Below are 20,590 nucleotides of genomic sequence, written 5' to 3'. Positions count from 1 at the left end.
CCCGCCCCGCATAACGGCTTGTTTTTCAAAAGGCTCACACGCCTGATGCGATCAGTCATTTCAGCTGCTCAGTACTTTTCCAGTCACTTCAGAAAAAGCACGTTTCAGCTTTTTTTCCAAATGTCTTTTAACGTCCAATAGGTGAATTCCTCAACCTTTACAGCGCCTTTCTCAGAAAACAGCTCAAGCCCCAATCTGCCCTCTTTCGGATAGATACGGCTTGTCATCGTTGCTTCTCCATGATTGGCGAATACTTCAATCGAAGATCTGTCAATAAATATCCGCAGCGCCAGCTTGCCGCTTGCATCCAGCCGCACTCTTCTCACACCGTCTTTCGCTTTCCCCATTTTGGTGCAATCAAGTGTCAATTTTTTATCCGTTAGATTGTATTTAAGCACAAGTTCTTCTTCATCAAGGCCGCGAATCTTAAAACCTGCCGATTCGGCATCGCAATCGTTGATATTAAACACGACTCGAACTTCAAGCAGGTCTTCGGACGTCTTTGCCAAGTAACTCCCTGATACCTGCCGGCCTGCACATTCCCGGTATTCCTTTGTTCGCAGCTGCTTGGTTTCTTCGGCGGGATTCATCAAAAGTTTATGATCGTCACGCAATGTCAGTTCTCGCGGCAGCGTCAATGCACCGCACCATCCGTCCGCTTTTGTCGGCATCTCAGATTCCCACATATCCATCCAGCCGATAGCGATTCTGCGTCCCTTATCATCCAGTAATGTTTGCACGGCGTAAAAGTCATGGCCGTAATCCAGCTCTGTAAAAGCGCCATGTGTAAATTTATTTGTTTCATAATTATAGTCACCGATTAAATAACCGGTTTGATGTAAATTGTTATATAAATCGCCGTCGGCTTCAATACCCTGTGGCGAAATCAGCAGGACATGTTTGCCGCCTAATTCAAAGAAATCCGGACATTCCCACATATAGCCGAGATGACCGTCACTTTGGGCGAGAACACCTGCGTATTCCCAATCACGTAAATCAGATGAGCGGTATAAAACGACCCGTCCGACGTTTTCTTTTGAGGAGTTGCCGATGACCATATACCACTCATCGCGATGCTTCCATACTTTCGGATCGCGGAAATGACGGGCGCTGTCTTCCGGCGGTGCCGCAATAACGGGGTTTTCCTGAAGCTTTTCAAACACAATCCCATCTTGGCTGACCGCGATATTTTGAGTTTGATAGAAAAGGTCTTTCTCTTGATCAATCATATTATGGCCTGTATAGATTAAAGTAAGGCGTCCGTTATCATCGGCCGCGCTTCCCGAAAAACAGCCGCTTTGATCAAATGCATCCCCCGGAGCTAAGGCAACCGGCAGGTGCTCCCATTGAATGAGATCTTTACTCTTTACATGCCCCCAATGCATCGGCCCCCAATTCTCATCATACGGATGATGCTGAAAAAAGACGTGGTATTCTCCTTTAAACTGAATAAGCCCGTTCGGATCATTGATCCAATTCGCCCGGGGCATAATGTGGTACCCCAGCCGATATCTTTGTTTCACTTTACCCTCTGCTTCCTTCAAAGCTTCCTCCGCCTGCTGAATTCTATCCATTTGCGACATCCTCTCTATCCGATTTTTTGCAGACGCTGGACACGCCTGCTGTTTTGTTTCGGGCCCAATAAAGTAAATATGGAGATGACGGTAAAACCAAAGACGACGATTCCCATGATGAGATAGGTTTGCCGGAACCCCGCACTGTCATATAATCCTCCCGCCAGCGGCGACAGAATCGACGCGCCTGCCTGAGATGCGAATTGAAAACCGACGAGATAAAGGACGGACGACAGACGCGTATCAAAATTGGCAGCCAAATATTTAAAAACGGCGATCAGCATAATCGGCAGTTCCAGTGCGTGGATGAGTTTCATTGATGAAATTCCTACAGGCTCAACTGCAATTCCGGACCCGACGATGCGGAAAGCCATTAAAAACCCCGCTAAAATCAAACTGTTTTTCGCTCCGAACTTATTGACGATAAAAGGCGCAAGAAACATCATGCCGGCCTCTAAAAATACCTGGACTGAATTAAGATAGCCGAATACTTGGTTGCCTATCGACACTGAAGGAAACAAAGACGCATAGTAGATCGGGAACTGCTGATCATATACGCCGTAAATGCAGGTCACGCCGATAATGTACATCATAAAAAACCAAAAATCCTTTATTAAAAAGAGCCGCCCCGCATCTTTTAACCGGACCGAATCCGCTCTTTTTTTCTCGTGGTCTGTCATTTCGATTTTTACAGACATGATAATGGCCGTTAAAATGACGGCTGAAACAGACGCGATCCAGAAGTTGATATTGGGATTGATATTGAAAAGCTGTCCTGCAAAAAATGCAGCCGCCGCCCAGCCCAATGAGCCCCACATTCTTGATTTTCCATACTCAAAATGATATTTTCGGCTGACCTTTTCAATGTACGTTTCAATCGCGCCTATCCCCGCCAAAAAGCCGGCTCCCAAATACAGGCCTCCGACAATGGCGCCAAGAAAGACATTGTACTGTAAGAGCGGTCCATAGATGAAAATATAAAACGGACCTGTAAATAGGAGAAGAAAGCTGATCATAAATAAGATCTTTTTCTTCAGCCCCAATTTGTCAGAAATAAAACCGTAAAGAGGCTGCATGCACAAGGCAAATACGGCATTTACAGAAAAAATAATGCCTGTCGCTGACCCGTTTAAATTGATTTCCTGCCCCAGCCAAATCGCAAATAAAGAATAGCTGGAAGACCAAGTAAAAAAGAAAAAGAAAAAATAAGCACTCAGTTTCCAATACAGACTTTTTGCGTTTTTCATTTTCACCGCTCCTTTAATAGGACCTTTTACTCCACGTTCCCGAACCGCTGAGCCATGTCATTCCTTCCCGCTATAAAGTAAGCGCTTTCTTTTTTAGCGCTGTCCGGTACTTCACTTTAGTTGCATTACGCAAACAGCCGCCGTCACTTCCCTTCATCCTCTTTATAAAGCGCTTTCATAAAGAATTTTATGTCAACCGGTTTCATATGTCAATCGGTTGACATACACTTTTCTGATTATTCAATCGAGCAAAACGCACCCCTAGCAGAAATATGGAATGTCCTTGCGCATGTCAGCCCGATTCTCTAAAATAAGTGCGTGACGAGAATTGTAAGCCATTTCAGTAAAGCAGGAGGGCAAGGGAATGAAGCCTAACATTCACGATGTTGCAAAAATAGCGGGAGTTTCCTCTACAACCGTTTCGCGGGTATTAAATAACCGCGGCTATATCAGCGAAAAAACAAAAGAAAAAGTGTACAAGGCGATGGAAGAAATCAATTACTTTCCAAACGATCTCGCCCGCTCTTTATTCCGTAAAAGAACCAATTTAATAGGGCTTATCATCCCAAACTCCGGCAACCCGTTTTTCGGCGAACTCGCTTTTCATATTGAAAGCATTTGTACGTCCATGGGCTACAAACTGCTGCTTTGCAACAGTTTACATCGAAAGGATAAAGAAGAAAAATATGTGGAGATGCTGATAAGAAACCAAGTGGACGGCGTGATCGCTGTGACTTACAACCGGGGAATTCTCAATTATCATAAGCAAAATCTGCCGATTGTCGCCATTGATCATTTCTTATCGGATTCAATTCCCGTCGTCGGCTCAGACAACTATGACGGCGGAAAAAAAGCGGCGGAACTGCTGATCGAAAAAGGGTGCCGGCACATCGTCCATATCAACGGCCCGCTTGAACTCGAAACACCGGCAAACCTCAGAAGAAAAGCATACGAAGATGTCATGCGTAAACACGGAAGGCAGCCTATTACATATGAAGTACCCTTTTATCAACATGACCATGACATCATTTCATCGTTATTCGATGAACAGCCTGACACCGACGGAATTTTTGCCAGTGATGATCTGATGGCCGCAGCAGTCATGACCGAGGCCAAAAAACGGGGAAAAGATATCCCGGCTCAATTAAAAGTGATCGGTTATGACGGCACCGAAACCGTTCAATCGATCCTTCCGGAATTGACAACCATCCAGCAGCCGATCGAATTGATTTCCAAAACAGCCATCGAGATTTTAGTAAAAGAAATTGAAGGCGAATTTGATGATTTGCCGCTGGAAACGTATTTGCCGGTGCGGTTTCTGGAAGGTCAGACAACTTGATCAGCCGTACGGCACGCCAGCGTTCTATTTCCGCTGCTCAAGCCATATCATTTTCTCAAGCGCCGGCGTTCATAATACCCATTTTCACTTTGCTGTTTGAACTTTTTGTTTTCTGGGAAAAATGGTGTTAGAAGAAAAGGTTGGCATTTTGGTCAGCGTTTTGTTTGACCTTTATTGACCAAAAATGTATCATGTAAATACATACTTACCTAAAAGGTGAAGGAGGAGCATTATGAATTTAATACCTACAGTCATTGAACAAACGAACCGCGGAGAAAGAGCTTATGACATTTACTCCCGTCTTTTGAAGGACCGTATTATCATGCTTGGATCTGCGATTGATGACAACGTTGCGAACTCCATCGTGTCACAGCTTTTATTCCTTGAAGCGGAAGACCCTGAAAAAGATATTTCCATTTACATTAACAGCCCTGGCGGATCAATCACTGCCGGTATGGCAATCTACGATACAATGCAGTTCATTAAACCGAAAGTATCTACAATCTGCATCGGGATGGCCGCTTCAATGGGAGCATTTTTACTTGCAGCCGGTGAAAAAGGCAAACGTTACGCGCTTCCTAACAGTGAAGTCATGATTCACCAGCCGCTTGGCGGAGCGCAAGGACAGGCGACAGAAATTGAAATCGCGGCAAAACGCATTCTCTTGCTTCGCGATAAATTAAACAAAGTGCTTGCTGAACGTACCGGCCAGCCGCTTGAAGTGATCGAGCGCGATACAGACCGCGACAACTTCAAATCAGCTGATGAAGCTTTAGAATACGGCTTAATCGATAAAGTGCTGACACGCAATACGGAAGACCAGAAGTAAGATCCTGCCTGCAAGAGAGTCTCAAACTCTTGCAGGTTTTTTTATGCTTTATCTTCATTCAAAAAAGTAATGAATGCTTTGACGACAGATAATTCTAACGCTGAAGAATCATACATAAGCCACGTATCACGTATCACAGGCTCGTTATTTTTATAAGACAGCGCCAATGTGTATAATTCATCAGAAGGCTGAAGACAGATCTCCGGCACAACAGAATAACCGAGACCGTTTTTCACCATCTCTTTACAGGTTTCCTGCCTGTCTACCTCCATTGCAATGAAAGGCGGCTCAGAAAATTGATTATTCCACCATTTTTGAATCAGACTTTTCAAAGAAGCATCAGTTTGATAATAAATCATCGGCAATTTGGGCAGGTCCTCACTGTTGATTTCAGTTTTTGAAATAAGGTACAGCCTCTCTTCATTTAGCAGTTGTTTTTCCCCTTGCCAATCATAATTTCCCCTCATAATCCCAAGGTGCACGCCGGAATGATGAAGCAGATCCATCACCTTCGCACTCCATCCCGTATTGACGTGGAATTGAACAGACGGATACTGATCAGAAAACCGTTTTAGAATCGCCGGGAGCTTATACTGAGCAAAATTGCTTGAGACTCCTAATCTGAGAACCCCGCTGACTTCATGGCTCATATTGAGCATATCATCCTTCATTTTTCTGAATTCCTGCAGCATCTCTTTCGAATATTCAACCAGATATTCACCTTCTGAAGTGAATTCCATCCCTTTTTTTCTTTTATAAAAGAGGCGCACTCCGAATTGCGATTCCAAGTTTTTGAGCCGATAACTTAATGCCGGCTGTGTCATATATAACCGCTCCGCCGCCTTCGTCATATTTTTTTCCTCGAATAATGTAATGAGTACAGCCCAATCCTTTTCATCCATATAAAATCCCCCAAAATATTTTTCTGCTATAAAATTTTCTCCTGTTATAAAAGTTTTTTATTCAACTTTATAAAAATTATATGTTTTACTTATAATCCTTATTTATCATACGATATTTTCCAAAGGGACCGGTACCTTTTTATCCACACAAAATGATGTAAGGATGAGACAGCATGGAAAAAGTTCCTGTAACCGTCATGAGAGGCGGCACCAGCAAAGGCGTTTTTATTCTTCAAAAAGACATGCCAGACGATACAAACCTATGGAGCGATTTTCTTTTAGACATTATGGGGAGCCCTGACGAGAGACAAATTGACGGTCTCGGCGGCGGACATTCTCTCACAAGCAAGGCAGCCATTATTAAGAAATCCGCCAGAAAAGACGCAGATGTTGAGTATACATTTGCGCAAGTCAGTCTGACTGACAAATTTACCGACTTCAAAGGCAATTGCGGAAATATCTCTTCTGCCGTAGGCCCTTATGCTATTGAGAAAGGGCTCGTTCAGGCTGAAGAGCCGGTGACAACAGTCAGAATTTTAAACACAAACACGCAAAAAGTGATCGCAGCAGAAGTTGAAGTCAAAAACGGAACATTTCATTATCAGGGAGACTGCTCGATTCCGGGGGTTCCAGGTACAGCTTCTCCTATTTATCTTTCATTTCACCAGGCTGAAGGGGCGGTGACCGGAAAACTGTTTCCGACCGGTCAGCCTATTGATGTTCTCGATACACCGTATGGGAATATCTCCGTATCGATTATTGATTACGCCAATCCGCTTGTCTTTGTAAAAGCAGAGGACGCGGGGCTTACCGGCATAGAACTTCCGGACGAATATACTCCGGATATATTGGAAAAGCTCGAAATAATCCGATCAATTGCAGCCGAGAAATGCAGATTCGCTTCAAGACATGAGGCTTCGGCAAAATCACCGGCCGTACCAAAACTGACTTTAATCTCATCCCCAGCGGATTATATTGATACAAAAGGGATAAAGAGACACGCTCATGAAATGGACCTTGTCATTCGTATGATGTCCATGCAAAAACCGCATCAAGCTTTAGCCATTACAGGGGCGGTATGCACGACCGCCGGCATGTTATTGCAGGATACGATATTATCTGAATTTTCATTCTCCGGAAAAACGATCCGATTAGGGCATCCAAGCGGCATTTTAAAAACCGAACAAGATGCCGATCCGGACGGAACAACGATTAAAGTAGTACGCACAGCAAGAAAAATCTCTGAAGGCTATGTGTTTACTAAGCAAAGTTACAACATGAATACGCTGAATCACATTGGTTAATACAAGCCCCCAGACAAGTCAAAGATAAACGGAGGAATACGAGATGATCAATGTAAACGCGTCTAATCGACTGAACAGACTGCCTTTTTCAAGGGCTCATCAAGCGGTGCTCGTTATCCTTTCATTCGCTTACTTTTTTGATTTTATTGATTTAAATACGTTTTCATATGCGGCGCCTTCACTTTTAAAGGAATGGAACATATCCACTCATACCATCGCTTTTATTACGTCTGTCTCCTATTTCGGAATGTTTATCGGCGCCTCTGCCGGAGGATGGTTTTCAGACCGTTTCGGAAGGAAAAAAGGTTTAATTCTGGTTGTCACCTTTTTCTCTTCCTTCTCCCTCCTCTCTTCTCTGGCTTGGAACCCAGAAATACTCGGTGTTTTTAGATTTCTTACGAGTTTAGGTATCGGCGCCACAACGATTGTGGCAAGTACGTATATCAGCGAATTTTTCCCATCCGCAACTAAGGGAAAATACCAGGCAATCTGTATTACGATAGGCATATGCGGAATTCCTGCAGCCGGCTGGGTGGCTAAATTGGTCGTGCCGTCCGCCTCTTACGGCTGGCGGTTTATCTTTCTATTCGGCGCGGTCGGTATTTTTTTTCCGCTGATCGCCAGAAAACTGGAAGAATCACCGAAATGGCTGGATACGAAAGGAAAAAGCGAACAGGCACACCGCATTCTGCTTGAGCTTGAAGCAAAAATAGAAAAAGAAAAGGGTGAACTGCCTGAACCGGCTCCGGCTCTAAAAAGCAGAAAAACCGCTGTAAAATCCGTTCCATATCGGACGTTATTTCAAAAGCCTTTAGCAGGAAGAACTTTGGTTTTAATGACGATGTGGGCAGCTTCCACGATTGCCATTCAAGGCTTTGGCACGTGGGTTCCCACCCTTTTGGTGAAAGAAGGCGTATCAATGGATGAGTCTATCGTATACGTTACTCTGGGAACGATCGGTGCCCCGCTTGGCGCTCTCATTGCGTCGCAAATCTCTGACCGTGTGGATCGAAAGTGGGCCATTTCTGTTTTATCGTTCATTATTATGGGACTTGGATTCATTTACGGCATCAATCCTTTGCCGATGGTCATTGTCATATGCGGATTTCTCATGCATATGTTTGAGCGTACGTTCAGTTCAATCGCATATGCTTATACGCCGGAATTATATCCGGTTGAAGCCAGGGCGTCTGGAAATGGCCTCACTTACGGCGTAGGGCGTCTTGCGAATGTAGCCGGTCCCTTTGTCGTCAGTTTTCTGTATTCAGGCTACGGATTTTTAAGTGTTTTCTTGTTCTTCACAGGCTGCTGGCTCCTTTGTGCACTGACAGTCGGTATTTTTGGAATCGGGTCAAAAAAACAAAAGATGCAGCAGGATGATTTCATATCGGAAGACACATTCGCGCAGCAAAAGTTGTAAACGCATACACTTCAAACCGCAAAACATCCATCTCCCCAGAGGAAATGGATGTTCTTCTTTCAATCCCAACCGCAGTCTCTTTCTCATCTTATTCTCATACACATGTCTTATCCTTAAGAAAGGCGTGATACGCATGAGATGGAGAAAACGGTTTTTCCCCGGAAAGAAAAGGTATTTTATGGGCGGAGAACTTTCCGATCAGAATGGTTTAGATGCAACCGCCGAACCATCTTCCTACAGAGCAGTTGATGCCGAAACATATTTCAGACCCTCTTGTCTGCCTGTCCTGAACACAGCAATTGAAAGTTCCTTTTTTAATCCTTATATTGACAGGCCTTGGAAAAGCATTCATCTGCCCCAATCCCTCACATTGGCTCCGGAAAAAACGGTCTTGCATTATTTTAGTGTTTTACGTGAAGCCGAAAATCTTACGGACGAAAAAGCCGGGGGGTGCGGTACAGTCGGCCAGGCCCGCATTCCTTTTCCGCTTGCCTTGCCTTTTTCTCTCCGGCCTGCCGTAAGAAACATTCCTACAAAGCTTTTCTTGCCTCATTTGAAGGTATCGGCCAGACCCACCTGATCAAATTGAATCAGCTTGAAGGCTTGCGCTATTTCGTTGAGATCGAAACCATTCAAGGTTCAAATCAAAACGTCACATTTTTCGCTTATTATCACGGTATTGTCCAGTTGGAAAAACACAATGGCCGGTTTCTGATCGGACGAATAACTTGGTATGGTGAAGATTTTTTGTGTGCCGCTTACCATTTGTGGCAGCACAATGCAGAAACCAGCCTTGATATCAAATTTGGCAGCTGGTGCAAGCTTATTAAAAAAAGGTGGCCTGTCCGGCAGAATGGTTATGTCAAAACAATTGATTTTGACGGAACAGACGGCGGTCATTACCGTTTTGTCTATTTTCAGCTCACGAATGGTACAGACGTGTTAGCCAAACAGCTGAGAAAAAACAGCTCCGGGCAATGGGAGCTGATTCATCTTGATGCTGACGGCTGCTTATAGAATCTTCCTTACAATTCCCGCCATTTCTTATCTAAAATCGGGTATGTATACCGATTCATCTGTTCAATCAGCTCATCTGGGCGGGAGGAGCTGTGGATCAGCTTCAAATGAGATTCATTCGAAAATCCTTCCTGAATGCTGTATTTGACCATCTTCATCATCGGCTCAAAATAACCGTTCACATTGTAAAGTCCGATTGGTTTTTGATGAATGCCGATTTGCGCCCAGCACAGCACTTCAAATAACTCTTCATAAGTTCCGAAGCCGCCTGGCATGGCAATGTACCCGTCGGCAAGTTCACTCATTTTCGCTTTCCGTTCATGCATGCCGCTGACTTCAATCAGCTCCGTCAGATTTTGGTGAACAATCTCTCCGCTGAACAGCCCGCTCGGCATGACGCCGACAGCTTTTCCGCCGCCTGCCATTAACGCGTCGGCAACGGTTCCCATCAGACCGACCCGTGAACCGCCGTAAACAAGGGCGATTCCCTGCTCCGCCATATATTCACCGAGTTCGGCCGCTTTGCGTTTGTATTCTTCATTTACCCCCAGATTTGATCCCGCAAATACACAAATCGTTTTCATTTTTTCATCTCCGCATCTATATATGTACATCAATAAATCAAAATACACTATATATTGTCCCATCTCTATATGATAATATCAATAAGAATCATACAGGACATAAGGAGTGTTTCACATGCAGATCGCTGAAACAGAACAATGGCTGAAAGACTTTTACGAAAAAAGAGGATGGACGGCGTACGGACCATTTATCAGAATCGGCTTTTTAATGGAAGAAGCGGGTGAGCTCGCCCGGGCGGTAAGAGCATATGAAATCGGCAGGGACCGGCCGGATGAAAAGGACGCGACCCAGTCAGAACGCAGGCAGGAGCTGATGGAAGAAATGGGTGATGTCCTCGGAAACCTCGCCATCCTCGCCGATAAGTACGGAATCACTTTAGAAGATGCGATGAGAGCCCATCAGGAAAAATTGATTAAACGTTTTGAAACCGAATAAAAACACGGCCTGTCCGCTTTTTCATGGACAGGCCGCACCTGAATTTATCCCGTTATCTCGTCCTGATGCTCAAAGAAGTGCTGTTTTCCGATTTTATGAAACAGCCCCGTCTTTCGGATCAGCTCCCTCGGCTGAGACTGCAATCCGACGATCATCAATCTGCCGTTATGGCGTTTGATCCGGTTCATGACATTCCCCAGAACCGCTTCTGCGGAAGTATCCATGTAATGCACATTATTCATCAGCAGGATAAGCGTTTTCGGCTTTTCCTGAAGCCTCTCCAGCAATGATGATTCCAATGAATCAATCGAACCGAAAAACAGCGGCCCTTCAATGGAATATGTGCTGACGGACGAATCGTTTTTAACCGATTTGACGGCGGCATGCGGTGTTTTGACGCTTGTCGATTCGCTCATTTTTCTGATAAAGAAAACAAAGGCGAGCACGAGACCGGCAGACACGCCGATGATTAAATCAAACAGAACCGTCAGTAAAAAGGTTGCCGCCAGTACGAATGAATCAGTGTTTTTCAGCCGCATCATATTGCCGACTTCCCTCCGTTCACTCATGTTCCAAGCCACAACCATCAATACCGGCGCCATGCTTGCCAGCGGTACGTGGACGGCAAGCGGGGCGAAGACGAGCAGGACGAGGAGGACGGTGACTCCGTGAACAACACCGGAAATCGGAGAAACTGCGCCGTTTTTAATATTTGTTGCGGTCCGCGCAATCGCTCCCGTTGCCGGTATGCCGCCGAAAAGCGGCGCGGCCATATTGGCGATGCCCTGCCCGACAAGCTCCCTATTGCTGTCATGCCGTGATCCCTTCATATTATCCGCGACCATTGCCGATAATATGGATTCAAGCCCGCCGAGAAGCGCAATGATCAGAGCCGACGGAAACATCATTATCATGTTATCAATTGAGAAATCAGGAAGCTGAAAAGCCGGAAGCTGCCGCGGAATCTCTCCGTAAGCAGAACCGATTGTCGCCATCTTGTCAGGGAAAAACACGACCGCCGCGGCTGTAGATACAAGCAGCGCCACAAGCGCACCCGGAATCTTCGGCATCAGCCTGGCTGATAACAGCAAAATGGCCAAAGCAATTCCCGCGATCAAAATGCTGTACAAATTAAAAGTTCCGATCTTTTTGCCGATCTCCGCAATGTTAAGGATAAAGCTTTCATGCTTTTGAATATCGCGCAGACCGAGAAAATGGGCGATCTGCTCTGAGAAAATCAGCACTGCGATTCCGGCCGTAAATCCGACGATCACCGGCTTCGGCACAAATTTCATAATCTTCCCGAGCTTAAATACGCCGAACAGGACGAGCATCACGCCTGCCATGAAACCGGCGACAAGTAAATTCTCAAAACCATACTGCATCACAATGGCAAATAAAATGGGAACAAACGCCCCCGTAGGCCCTCCGATCTGATATTTAGAGCCGCCCAACAGCGAAATCAGAATTCCGGCCACAATAACGGTATAAAGCCCGTATTCCGGACCGACCCCGGAGGCGATGGCAAAGGCCATGCCCAAAGGAATTGCTACAATTCCGACGACAATTCCTGCGACCAAGTCTTTCTGAAATTTCTGCAAATTGTATCCATAATATCTGCCGGAAAATTGCATGGTCAGCTGCATCCCCCTTTGACTGTTTCATAACCGTCAACCACAACATCCAGCGTCCCCGTCCCCGGATCAATCACCAGCCCGTGCACCGGCACCTCTTCAGGCAGGAGCGGATGGTGCCTGACCATATTCACGCTGTGAGCCACGCTTTCTTCGACGCTGTGAAAACCGGACAGCCATGTCTCCAAATCGACTCCCGCATGCTGCAAAAGGCTGAGACATTTCTCCTCCACGCCGCGCTCTTTTGCTTTATTTAATATGGAAGCCGCATTCAATCCCGACATCCCGCACTCGCGGTGACCTACGATGCAGACTTCCTCAGCCTGCAGTTCATAAACGGCAACCAAAATACTCCGCATGACACTTCCAAATGGGTGAGAAACAATGGCTCCCGCGTTTTTTATGATTTTGGCATCGCCGTTTCTGAGTCCCATCGCCTGCGGCAGAAGCTCCGTCAGCCTTGTATCCATACAGGATACGATGACAAGCTTTTTTTTCGGGAATTTTGTCGTTTGGTAAGGTTCATATTTCCTTTCTTGGACAAACTGCTGGTTGTGCTCCAAAATGCTTGATAAAGAAACCATTTTTCTAATCATCTCCCATCCGATTGTATTGCAAGCCTTCTTACCCAGCTTACAGTAAGGAATTATAGCACAGAAAAAGGCCTCAAAAGCGCTTTCAAAAAAAGACACGATAATTTAACTGTAAATTCAGATTATATTCATTTATATCTTTCAAAAATAATAAAATTTATCTTTATACAAACCTATAAAGCTTTTGAAAACAGCGGTCCCGCGCTTTTGCCTTTAGAAATATAGGCGGATTCTGTTACGGATTGGAGAAATCACACATGTATATCTCTTCTTCTTTTCATTTTGGGTTCAAAAGAACCAGAAATTCACCGAATGCATTTGAATATTTCTCACCTTACCGCTTCTCTTATATAATAAAATAGAGATGAAAGACAAAGGAGGAGAAGCCCCGTTGAAACCATATGTATTCATCGCAAAACCGATACCGCCGGAAGTCGAACAAATGATAGGCGAGCATTGCCGCTATGACATCTGGAAAGAAGATACCATTTCAAAAGAAGAATTGTACGAGAAAATGAAGGATGCTGAAGGGCTGCTGACATCCGGAACGGCGATTGACAGTGATTTGCTGGATCACGCGCCGAAACTGAAAGTCGTCAGCAACAATTCAGTCGGCTACGATAATTTTAATATAGAAGAAATGAAAAGACGCGGGGTCGTCGGCACACATACGCCGTACACCTTGGATGACACGGTCGCTGATCTGGCTTTTTCATTAATCCTGTCTTCCGCCAGACGGGTTGCCGAATTGGATCGATTCGTCCGGGCCGGCAAATGGGGAACTGTTGAGGAAGAATCCCTTTTCGGTATGGATGTCCACCATCAGACATTGGGCATTATCGGCATGGGCAGAATCGGTGAACAAGCAGCCAAACGGGCAAAATTCGGCTTCGATATGGACGTGTTATACTATAACCGCAGCAGAAAACCGGATGCTGAGAAAGAGCTCGGCGTTACATATGCCGACTTAGATACACTGCTGAAAACGTCAGACTTTGTGCTTTTAATTACGCCTCTTACTGACGAAACGTATCATATGATAGGAGAACGGGAATTTAAATTGATGAAAGATACGGCATTTTTCGTCAATATTTCCCGGGGAAAGACGGTTGATGAAAAAACGCTCATCCGCGCATTGCAGGAGGGCTGGATAAAAGGCGCCGGTTTAGATGTATTTGAAAAAGAGCCGATCGGTGAAGACAATCCGCTCCTCCAGCTGGAAAACGTCACATTGCTTCCGCATATCGGTTCAGCAACGGCTAAAATCCGTTTGAATATGTTCAAGCAAGCCGCCCAAAACATGATTGACGCCGTATACGGAAAAACACCGAAAAACCTCACGAAAGAATTTCAATGAGAGGAATAATCCCGGTTGGTTCAGCCGGGGTTTATTTTTCGCTGGATCAAAAGTACTATTTTTAAATTCTATCTATTCCTTTCTTTCGATGCTGATACAATAAAAAGGAATCAGCTTCACATGATGAAAAATGGGAGGTATTGCTTTGAAAAAACGTTTATCATGGATTTCCGTTTGTTTACTGGTGCTTTTCTCGGCGGCGGGGATACTGTTTTCAACGAATGCCAAGACGGAAACACCGTCTCACAAGGCACACACAGAAGCACAGGTTATCAACACATTTGACGGGGTTGCGGATTATCTTCTGACATATCACAAACTTCCTGATAATTACATTACAAAATCAGAGGCACAGGCCCTCGGCTGGGTAGCATCAAAAGGGAACCTTGCAGACGTCGCTCCGGGGAAAAGCATCGGCGGAGACATCTTCTCAAACAGGGAAGGCAAACTCCCGGCCAAAAGCGGGCGGACGTGGCGTGAAGCGGATATTAACTATACATCAGGCTTCAGAAATTCAGACCGGATTCTTTACTCAAGCGACTGGCTGATTTATAAGACGACAGATCATTATAAAACCTTTACGAAAATCAGATAAACCGAAACAAAAAACGGCTTCCCTGCGGGAGGCCGTTTTTTTCTGCTGGAAATCTGCAGGCTTTACATAAAATGAGTATTAAATTTTTCTTCAAACTCTGATCGGTCTATTCTGCTGTTTTCCGCTGTGCCATCGTGTTTTTTTATTGTTATATTGCGTTCAGACAGAACCATGTGCCCTTCCGGTGTCCGCTTAGAAGCAAGCAGGCGTTTGTTGAAAGGAGAGCGTTCATGTTCAAAGATTGTTTGTTTCATAGACTTGAGGTCCTTTTCATCGATTTCTTCAAGCGAAAATGCGTAACCTGTCTGCCAGCCGTCCCCTTTGTTCATTTCAAGCACGTATGTCCCGAATTCCGTCTCTTCTATCCTCACACGGAACGCGCCGGCCGCTGATACCATCTCGTCTCCCAACATCGGCACAGGCTGCATGGCGAGATTGAGGCCGAAGCCTGCATCAGCGATGTACTCACTCCCCCCGGCGGAAAGAAGCACGGCCGCATGTGTGCCGGGCAGCGCCCAGCCGTTTTTCCAAACCGTTCCGCGGATCAATTTGACATCAAATCCGGCATCTTTCAGTATGAAATAAAGCAGTCCGTTCAAGTCATAACAAAGGCCGCCATGAGGTTCCTTCACCATGTGCCGCCACAGTCCTTCTTTCGTGACGTCATATTCTTTTTTGGACAAAACCGCGCGATTTTCAAACGGAAACCGATACGCGAGTGCCTTTAAAAACTCCGGCAGGTTGCTGAAATCGAGGGAATCCTTTTCCCAGCCTATCGTTTGATAACAATCTTTCAGAAACTCATTCATCGTTCCGTCCCCCTTACAAAGTGTTTACACTTCTTCCTGCACATAAGCGGACAGCTTTTCCAGCGCTTCCTTTTCATCGTCGCCTTCAGCGATCAGAGTGACTTCCGTCCCCGTGCTGACCGCCAGACTCATTAATCCCATAATGCTTTTGGCATTCACTTTCTTGCCGTTTTTCTCAAGAAACACATCTGATGCAAAACGATTTGCCTCCTGTACAAACAATGCAGCGGGACGCGCCTGCAATCCCGTCTTTAAACGCACTTCCACTTTCTCCTGAACCATAAGATCTCCCCTTTTCTGTACGGTTATTTCAAAGTGATGCTTTGTCCTGTACGCAGCTGTTCTGCAATTTCATCGAGCTTTCTCAGCCTGTGATTGATGCCGGATTTGCTGATTTTCCCGCTTGCAACCATTTCCCCAAGTTCTTTCAGCGTGACTTCCTGATAATCAATCCGCAGCTGTGCAATTTCGCGAAGCTTTTCCGGCAGCGCTTCAAGACCGATCCGTTCATCAATGTATTTAATATTTTCCACCTGTCTGAGCGAAGCCCCGATGGTTTTGTTTAAGTTTGCTGTTTCACAATTGACGAGGCGGTTCACCGAATTTCTCATATCTCTGACAATCCGCACATCTTCAAAGCGCAGCAGTGAATTGTGGGCGCCGATGACATTCAGAAATTCAGTGATTTTTTCCGCCTCTTTTAAGTACGTAATATAGCCTTTTTTCCGTTCAAGCGTTTTGCTGTTCAGGTGGAATTCATTCAGCAGCGCGCATAATGAATCGTTATGTTCCTTATAAAGCGAGAAGATTTCCAAGTGGTATGACGATGTTTCAGGATTATTCACGGATCCCCCCGCCAAAAACGCCCCTCTCATATAAGAACGTTTGCAGCAGCGTTTCGCCACCAGTTCCTCAGAAATATTCCGTTCGAATACAAAGTTCTCCCCGAGGATTTTCAATTCCTCCAAAATCAGCTTTGCATTTTCAGAAAAGCGTACAATATAAACATTGTTTTTTTTCAGCCGCATTTTTTTTCTGACTAACAGTTCGACCGATACATCATATTGTTTCTTCAGCAATGTATAAATGCGGCGCGCAATCGCCGCATTTTCGGTTTGAACGTCAAGCACGAGATGGCGGTTTGAAAATGACAATGAACCGTTCATCCGAATCAGCGCGGACAGCTCCGCCTTGGCGCAGCAGTCCTTCACTTCCAGATTCGTCAGTTCTTTTTTGGTTTCCGATGCAAATGACATATTAGCCACCTCATTTCAAAAGACCTCTAGTCCCTTAATAAATCGACGAGAAGAGAAGCCACTTTATGTGTATCGTGACGGATTACGCCATTTTTATACGTGATAATCTGGTCTCTGATCACTTCAAGCCCCATGGCTTTCAGCTTTTCAACGTTAAATTCAACGGGCCGGGCCAGCTCTTTCGCATATTTGCTTTTGATTTCGTCAGGGATATCTTCATTATTGATTAAAATCGTATCGATAAACGGCTGCTCCATATGATCGTTCAGCGCCTTAACATGGTCGGCCGCGCTGTATTGAAGCGTTTCGCCGGGCTGCGTCATGACATTGCAGATATATACTTTTTTGGCCGCAGCCTTGACGACTTCCTCTCCGATTTTCGGCACGAGCAGGTTCGGGAGAATGCTTGTATACAGGCTTCCCGGGCCGATAATGATTAAGTCGGCCTGACGGATCACGTCAATCGTCTCCGGCAGCGGATCAATTTTTTCAGGCGTAAGAAACACCCGTTTAATGCGCTGGCCGTAAGAAGGAATGGTCGATTCTCCGGAGACGACCTGCCCGTCCTCCATTTCGGCATGAAGAACGACGCTGGTGTTGGCAGCCGGCAATACTCTGCCGCGGACATTCAGCACTTTGCTCATTTCGGTGACAGCGTGAAAGAAATCACCGGTTATATTCGTCATCGCTGCCAAAATCAAATTGCCGAGCGAATGTCCGGTTAAGTCGCTTCCTTTGTTGAAACGGTGCTGAAACAGGTTTTCAACGAGCGGCTCAACATCTGACAAAGCAGCCAGTACGTTACGGATGTCACCCGGCGGCGGAATTTGAAGTTCATCCCGCAGACGGCCTGAACTTCCGCCGTCATCAGCAACGGTCACAATCGCCGTAATATCAACGGGCTTATGCTTTAATCCGCGGAGCAGCACGGACAAACCCGTTCCGCCTCCGAAGATTGCGATTTTCGGCTTCTTATTCATTTCCGGCTTCTCTTTTCAATGTCCCGGTGAGTAACATGAGTATAGAAATCCTTTTTAAAATAATCAGCCAGATACTCAGCGAGTGTAACGGAGCGGTGCTGGCCGCCCGTACAGCCGATCGCGATGACAAGCTGGCTTTTTCCTTCCCGCTTATAAGACGGAAGCATAAAGCCGAGCAGATCAACAAGCTTTTCGATAAACTTTTGTGTTTCATTCCACTTCATCACATAAGATGAGACTTCCTCATCTTTCCCCGTAAGCGGCCTCATGCTTTCAATGTAGAATGGATTCGGCAGAAACCTTACATCAAACACGAGATCGGCATCTATCGGAAGACCGTATTTGAAACCGAATGACATCACGTTCACTGTAAAGGTCTCACCTTGGTTCGTGGCGAAATGCGCCACGATTTTTTCACGCAGATCACGCGGTTTCATATCCGACGTGTCATAGATCAGCTGAGAGCGCCCTTTCAATTCTTCAAGCAGCTGGCGCTCCAGTGCGATTCCTTCGAGAGGAAGCCCGGTAGCGGCCAGCGGATGAGAACGTCTCGTTTCTTTGTATCTCGTCACAAGGATGGAATCCTTCGCATCTAAAAAGAGAATGCGCGGTGTAATCCACGGATTTTCCGCCATTTCATCCAGCGCCTCAATCAGCCTGTCAAAAAATTCACGTCCCCGCAGATCCATGACAAGCGCGACCTTGCTCATTTTTGAACTTGATTCTTTCATCAGTTCCAAAAATTTCGGCAGCAAGGAAGGCGGCAGATTGTCGACGCAAAAATAGCCGAGATCCTCAAAGCTTTGAATGGCGACGGTTTTCCCCGCTCCAGACATTCCCGTTATGATGACGAGCTGAATATCATGATTTTCATTCACACTCATCTTTCTCCCCCCTGAGGTCTTTCTTTTATTTGATAAGCTGCGGATCTAAACGATAGCTGAGCAGCTCGAAGTCCGGCGTATACGTAAAGGTGCCGTGCAAAAGCCCTTGGCCCTTGATCATAAAATCAAGGATATGTCCGTCTCCGGGTGCCATCGGAAGGCTGTGGATATCTTTCACGTCATGCCACTTCAGAATGCCTTCCTCTGATTCAGCGACATTCCGCCCCGTGTAGGAATCGGCGACAAAAGTAAACATCATCCACTCTGACACGATTTGTTCCTGTTCCTTAATAATAAAGGTAAACACGCCTTTTAACTGCGGATTTAATATATAAATTCCCGTCTCTTCTCTGTACTCTCTGATGACGGAATCTCTGACTGATTCACCGCTCTCCATCTTCCCGCCGGGCGCGACCCACCAGCCCCGTCTCGGCTTTTGGAGAAGGAGAACCTGATCATCTGTCTGCAGCACACAATTTGTCACTCTTTGCACAAGTACGTCACCTAACCTTCTCAACAAATCATCGTCTCTTCATTATACCGTTTCGGCATGTCTCTCACAATGCAGAGACACCGACATCCTTTTCTTTTATTTGACAGAAAACAAAAATTTACAAAAAAAGGGCACGGATACTGGAATCCGTGCCAAGGTGTATTCATATAAAAAGGGGGTCAATTACTACATTCATCTTAAAACATCAGTATTTCACCCGTGTTACAGCGGAATTAAAAGCCAGTAACGATTCAAAAACTGAACATTACAGTGATTATTTAACGGTTTTGAGCGTCTCCTGAAGCTCTTCCACATAATGCTGAACGCTTTGGGCCGCAATACTTCCGTCACCTGTCGCCGTAACGATCTGGCGGAGTGATTTTTCACGGATGTCTCCCGCAGCGAAAATGCCGGGAACTTTCGTTTCCATTTGATCATTTGTTTCAATGTAGCCTTCTTCATTTGTGATGCCCAAGTTTTCGAACGGTTTAGAAAGCGGAAGCATGCCGATATAAATAAAGACGCCGTCAGCTTTGAATTCTTCCTCTTCTCCCGTCACAGTATCCACAAGTGTCAGTCTGCCGACTTTTCCGTTTTCTTCATGGATTTCTTTTACGGTTTTATTCCATTCGAAATCAATTTTGTCATTGTCAAAGGCACGCGCCTGAAGAATGCTTTGCGCACGCAATTTATCACGTCTGTGAACGATGGTGACTTTTGAAGCGAAGCGTGTCAGATAGACGCCTTCTTCCACAGCCGAGTCTCCGCCGCCGACTACGACAAGCTCTTTATTTTTAAAGAATGCGCCGTCACATACCGCACAGTACGATACGCCGCGGCCGCCAAGTTCTTTTTCCCCGGGAACGCCGATCTTTTTGTATTCCGCTCCGGCAGAAATGACGATGGCGCGCGCTTTATATTCTTTTGAACCGGCTTTGACCGTTTTATATTCTTTGCCGTCGACGATTTCTTTAATATCGCCGTACGCATATTCCGCACCGAATTTTTTCGCATGTTCAAACATTTTATTAGAAAGTTCAGGGCCGAGAATGCTTTCAAAACCCGGATAGTTTTCAACATCCTCTGTGTTAGCCATCTGGCCGCCCGGAATTCCTCTTTCGATCATTAATGTGGATAAGTTCGCTCGTGATGTGTAAACGGCAGCGGTCATCCCCGCCGGACCCGCGCCGATAATGATCACATCATAAATTTTTTCTTCTGACACCATGATTCACTCCTTTTCGAAATGGGGCGCACCCTATATGAATAAGAATCCCCATCAATCGTATTCCTTACCCATATCCTATAAAATCTGAGGGCGATTCGCTATTTTTTTG

The 20,590-nt window shown here is 45.6% G+C and carries 22 protein-coding genes; 9 read left to right on the top strand and 13 right to left on the bottom strand.

Going from position 1 to position 20,590, the window contains the following annotated elements; all coding sequences use genetic code 11:
- Positions 1-104 precede the first annotated feature (104 nt).
- Both Y79_RS0111655 and Y79_RS0111650 read right to left on the bottom strand, forming a co-directional pair.
- Positions 105-1,574: a glycoside hydrolase family 32 protein gene (locus Y79_RS0111655; RefSeq protein WP_016937837.1), complete on the bottom strand. Its 1,470-nt coding sequence runs from the start codon at positions 1,572-1,574 to the stop codon at positions 105-107.
- Positions 1,575-1,588: 14 nt separating this feature from the next.
- Entirely contained in the window at positions 1,589-2,821 is a 1,233-nt protein-coding gene (locus Y79_RS0111650) for an MFS transporter (protein WP_016937836.1), read from the bottom strand.
- 364 nt (positions 2,822-3,185) lie between these two features.
- Between Y79_RS0111650 and Y79_RS0111645 the strand changes: the two genes are divergently transcribed.
- On the top strand, positions 3,186-4,160 hold the full coding sequence (locus Y79_RS0111645) for a LacI family DNA-binding transcriptional regulator (protein WP_016937835.1): 975 nt from the start codon (positions 3,186-3,188) through the stop codon (positions 4,158-4,160).
- Positions 4,161-4,392: 232 nt separating this feature from the next.
- Positions 4,393-4,989 (top strand): ATP-dependent Clp endopeptidase proteolytic subunit ClpP, encoded by a 597-nt coding sequence (gene clpP / locus Y79_RS0111640; protein WP_003151513.1) that lies wholly within the window; start codon positions 4,393-4,395, stop codon positions 4,987-4,989.
- Positions 4,990-5,030: 41 nt separating this feature from the next.
- Here the strand turns inward: clpP and Y79_RS0111635 are convergent, their stop codons facing one another.
- On the bottom strand, positions 5,031-5,891 hold the full coding sequence (locus Y79_RS0111635) for a LysR family transcriptional regulator (protein WP_016937834.1): 861 nt from the start codon (positions 5,889-5,891) through the stop codon (positions 5,031-5,033).
- A 173-nt stretch (positions 5,892-6,064) separates the two neighbouring features.
- Here Y79_RS0111635 and Y79_RS0111630 point away from each other — a divergent pair, with 173 nt between their 5' ends.
- The 4 genes from Y79_RS0111630 to Y79_RS1000000121735 all read left to right on the top strand — a co-directional run bounded on the left by Y79_RS0111630 (position 6,065) and on the right by Y79_RS1000000121735 (position 9,632).
- A complete protein-coding gene (locus Y79_RS0111630; RefSeq protein WP_016937833.1) occupies positions 6,065-7,195 on the top strand; it encodes a 2-methylaconitate cis-trans isomerase PrpF family protein in 1,131 nt (376 codons plus the stop codon).
- A gap of 43 nt (positions 7,196-7,238) precedes the next feature.
- Positions 7,239-8,615 carry an MFS transporter gene (locus Y79_RS0111625; protein ID WP_016937832.1) on the top strand — a complete coding sequence of 459 codons (1,377 nt, stop codon included), beginning with the start codon at positions 7,239-7,241 and terminating at the stop codon, positions 8,613-8,615.
- Positions 8,616-8,793: 178 nt separating this feature from the next.
- Positions 8,794-9,195: a hypothetical protein gene (locus Y79_RS1000000121740; RefSeq protein WP_235714286.1), complete on the top strand. Its 402-nt coding sequence runs from the start codon at positions 8,794-8,796 to the stop codon at positions 9,193-9,195.
- A 5-nt stretch (positions 9,196-9,200) separates the two neighbouring features.
- The gene (locus Y79_RS1000000121735; protein ID WP_235714285.1) at positions 9,201-9,632 is read left to right on the top strand and encodes a hypothetical protein; all 432 of its coding nucleotides are present in this window, start codon (positions 9,201-9,203) and stop codon (positions 9,630-9,632) included.
- A gap of 8 nt (positions 9,633-9,640) precedes the next feature.
- On the opposite strand, the gene Y79_RS0111615 is transcribed toward Y79_RS1000000121735, so the two are convergent.
- Positions 9,641-10,216 (bottom strand): TIGR00730 family Rossman fold protein, encoded by a 576-nt coding sequence (locus tag Y79_RS0111615; protein WP_016937831.1) that lies wholly within the window; start codon positions 10,214-10,216, stop codon positions 9,641-9,643.
- Between the two features lie 115 nt (positions 10,217-10,331).
- Between Y79_RS0111615 and Y79_RS0111610 the strand changes: the two genes are divergently transcribed.
- Positions 10,332-10,652 carry a MazG nucleotide pyrophosphohydrolase domain-containing protein gene (locus Y79_RS0111610; protein ID WP_016937830.1) on the top strand — a complete coding sequence of 107 codons (321 nt, stop codon included), beginning with the start codon at positions 10,332-10,334 and terminating at the stop codon, positions 10,650-10,652.
- Between the two features lie 44 nt (positions 10,653-10,696).
- On the opposite strand, the gene Y79_RS0111605 is transcribed toward Y79_RS0111610, so the two are convergent.
- Together Y79_RS0111605 and Y79_RS0111600 are read right to left on the bottom strand one after the other, a co-directional pair.
- Positions 10,697-12,286 (bottom strand): SulP family inorganic anion transporter, encoded by a 1,590-nt coding sequence (locus Y79_RS0111605; protein ID WP_029575305.1) that lies wholly within the window; start codon positions 12,284-12,286, stop codon positions 10,697-10,699.
- Between the two features lie 2 nt (positions 12,287-12,288).
- Entirely contained in the window at positions 12,289-12,879 is a 591-nt protein-coding gene (locus Y79_RS0111600; RefSeq protein ID WP_095241440.1) for a beta-class carbonic anhydrase, read from the bottom strand.
- Between the two features lie 364 nt (positions 12,880-13,243).
- Between Y79_RS0111600 and Y79_RS0111595 the strand changes: the two genes are divergently transcribed.
- Together Y79_RS0111595 and Y79_RS0111590 are read left to right on the top strand one after the other, a co-directional pair.
- A complete protein-coding gene (locus Y79_RS0111595; protein ID WP_155816740.1) occupies positions 13,244-14,236 on the top strand; it encodes a 2-hydroxyacid dehydrogenase in 993 nt (330 codons plus the stop codon).
- 130 nt (positions 14,237-14,366) lie between these two features.
- Entirely contained in the window at positions 14,367-14,831 is a 465-nt protein-coding gene (locus Y79_RS0111590) for a ribonuclease (RefSeq protein ID WP_016937826.1), read from the top strand.
- Positions 14,832-14,893: 62 nt separating this feature from the next.
- Here the strand turns inward: Y79_RS0111590 and Y79_RS0111585 are convergent, their stop codons facing one another.
- From Y79_RS0111585 to trxB, 7 genes are all read right to left on the bottom strand, one after another.
- Positions 14,894-15,640, bottom strand: a complete 747-nt coding sequence (locus Y79_RS0111585) for an arylamine N-acetyltransferase family protein (protein ID WP_016937825.1) — start codon at positions 15,638-15,640, stop codon at positions 14,894-14,896.
- Between the two features lie 24 nt (positions 15,641-15,664).
- Positions 15,665-15,922, bottom strand: a complete 258-nt coding sequence (locus tag Y79_RS0111580; RefSeq protein WP_012118534.1) for an HPr family phosphocarrier protein — start codon at positions 15,920-15,922, stop codon at positions 15,665-15,667.
- A 23-nt stretch (positions 15,923-15,945) separates the two neighbouring features.
- Entirely contained in the window at positions 15,946-16,896 is a 951-nt protein-coding gene (whiA, locus tag Y79_RS0111575; RefSeq protein ID WP_007407421.1) for a DNA-binding protein WhiA, read from the bottom strand.
- A gap of 26 nt (positions 16,897-16,922) precedes the next feature.
- On the bottom strand, positions 16,923-17,876 hold the full coding sequence (locus tag Y79_RS0111570) for a gluconeogenesis factor YvcK family protein (RefSeq protein WP_013353725.1): 954 nt from the start codon (positions 17,874-17,876) through the stop codon (positions 16,923-16,925).
- On the bottom strand, positions 17,873-18,760 hold the full coding sequence (rapZ, locus tag Y79_RS0111565) for an RNase adapter RapZ (protein WP_013353726.1): 888 nt from the start codon (positions 18,758-18,760) through the stop codon (positions 17,873-17,875). The genes Y79_RS0111570 and rapZ overlap by 4 nt, the downstream gene beginning before the upstream one ends.
- 25 nt (positions 18,761-18,785) lie before the next feature.
- Positions 18,786-19,253: an 8-oxo-dGTP diphosphatase gene (locus tag Y79_RS0111560; RefSeq protein WP_013353727.1), complete on the bottom strand. Its 468-nt coding sequence runs from the start codon at positions 19,251-19,253 to the stop codon at positions 18,786-18,788.
- 274 nt (positions 19,254-19,527) lie between these two features.
- Positions 19,528-20,478 carry a thioredoxin-disulfide reductase gene (trxB, locus tag Y79_RS0111555; RefSeq protein ID WP_029575303.1) on the bottom strand — a complete coding sequence of 317 codons (951 nt, stop codon included), beginning with the start codon at positions 20,476-20,478 and terminating at the stop codon, positions 19,528-19,530.
- Between the last annotated feature and the right edge of the window lie 112 nt (positions 20,479-20,590).

It is taken from the genome of Bacillus siamensis KCTC 13613, from assembly GCF_000262045.1.
Taxonomy (GTDB): Bacteria; Bacillota; Bacilli; order Bacillales; family Bacillaceae; genus Bacillus; species Bacillus siamensis.
Note: the sequence above shows the minus strand (reverse complement) of the source record. Positions and strands in the feature narration are given on the sequence as shown.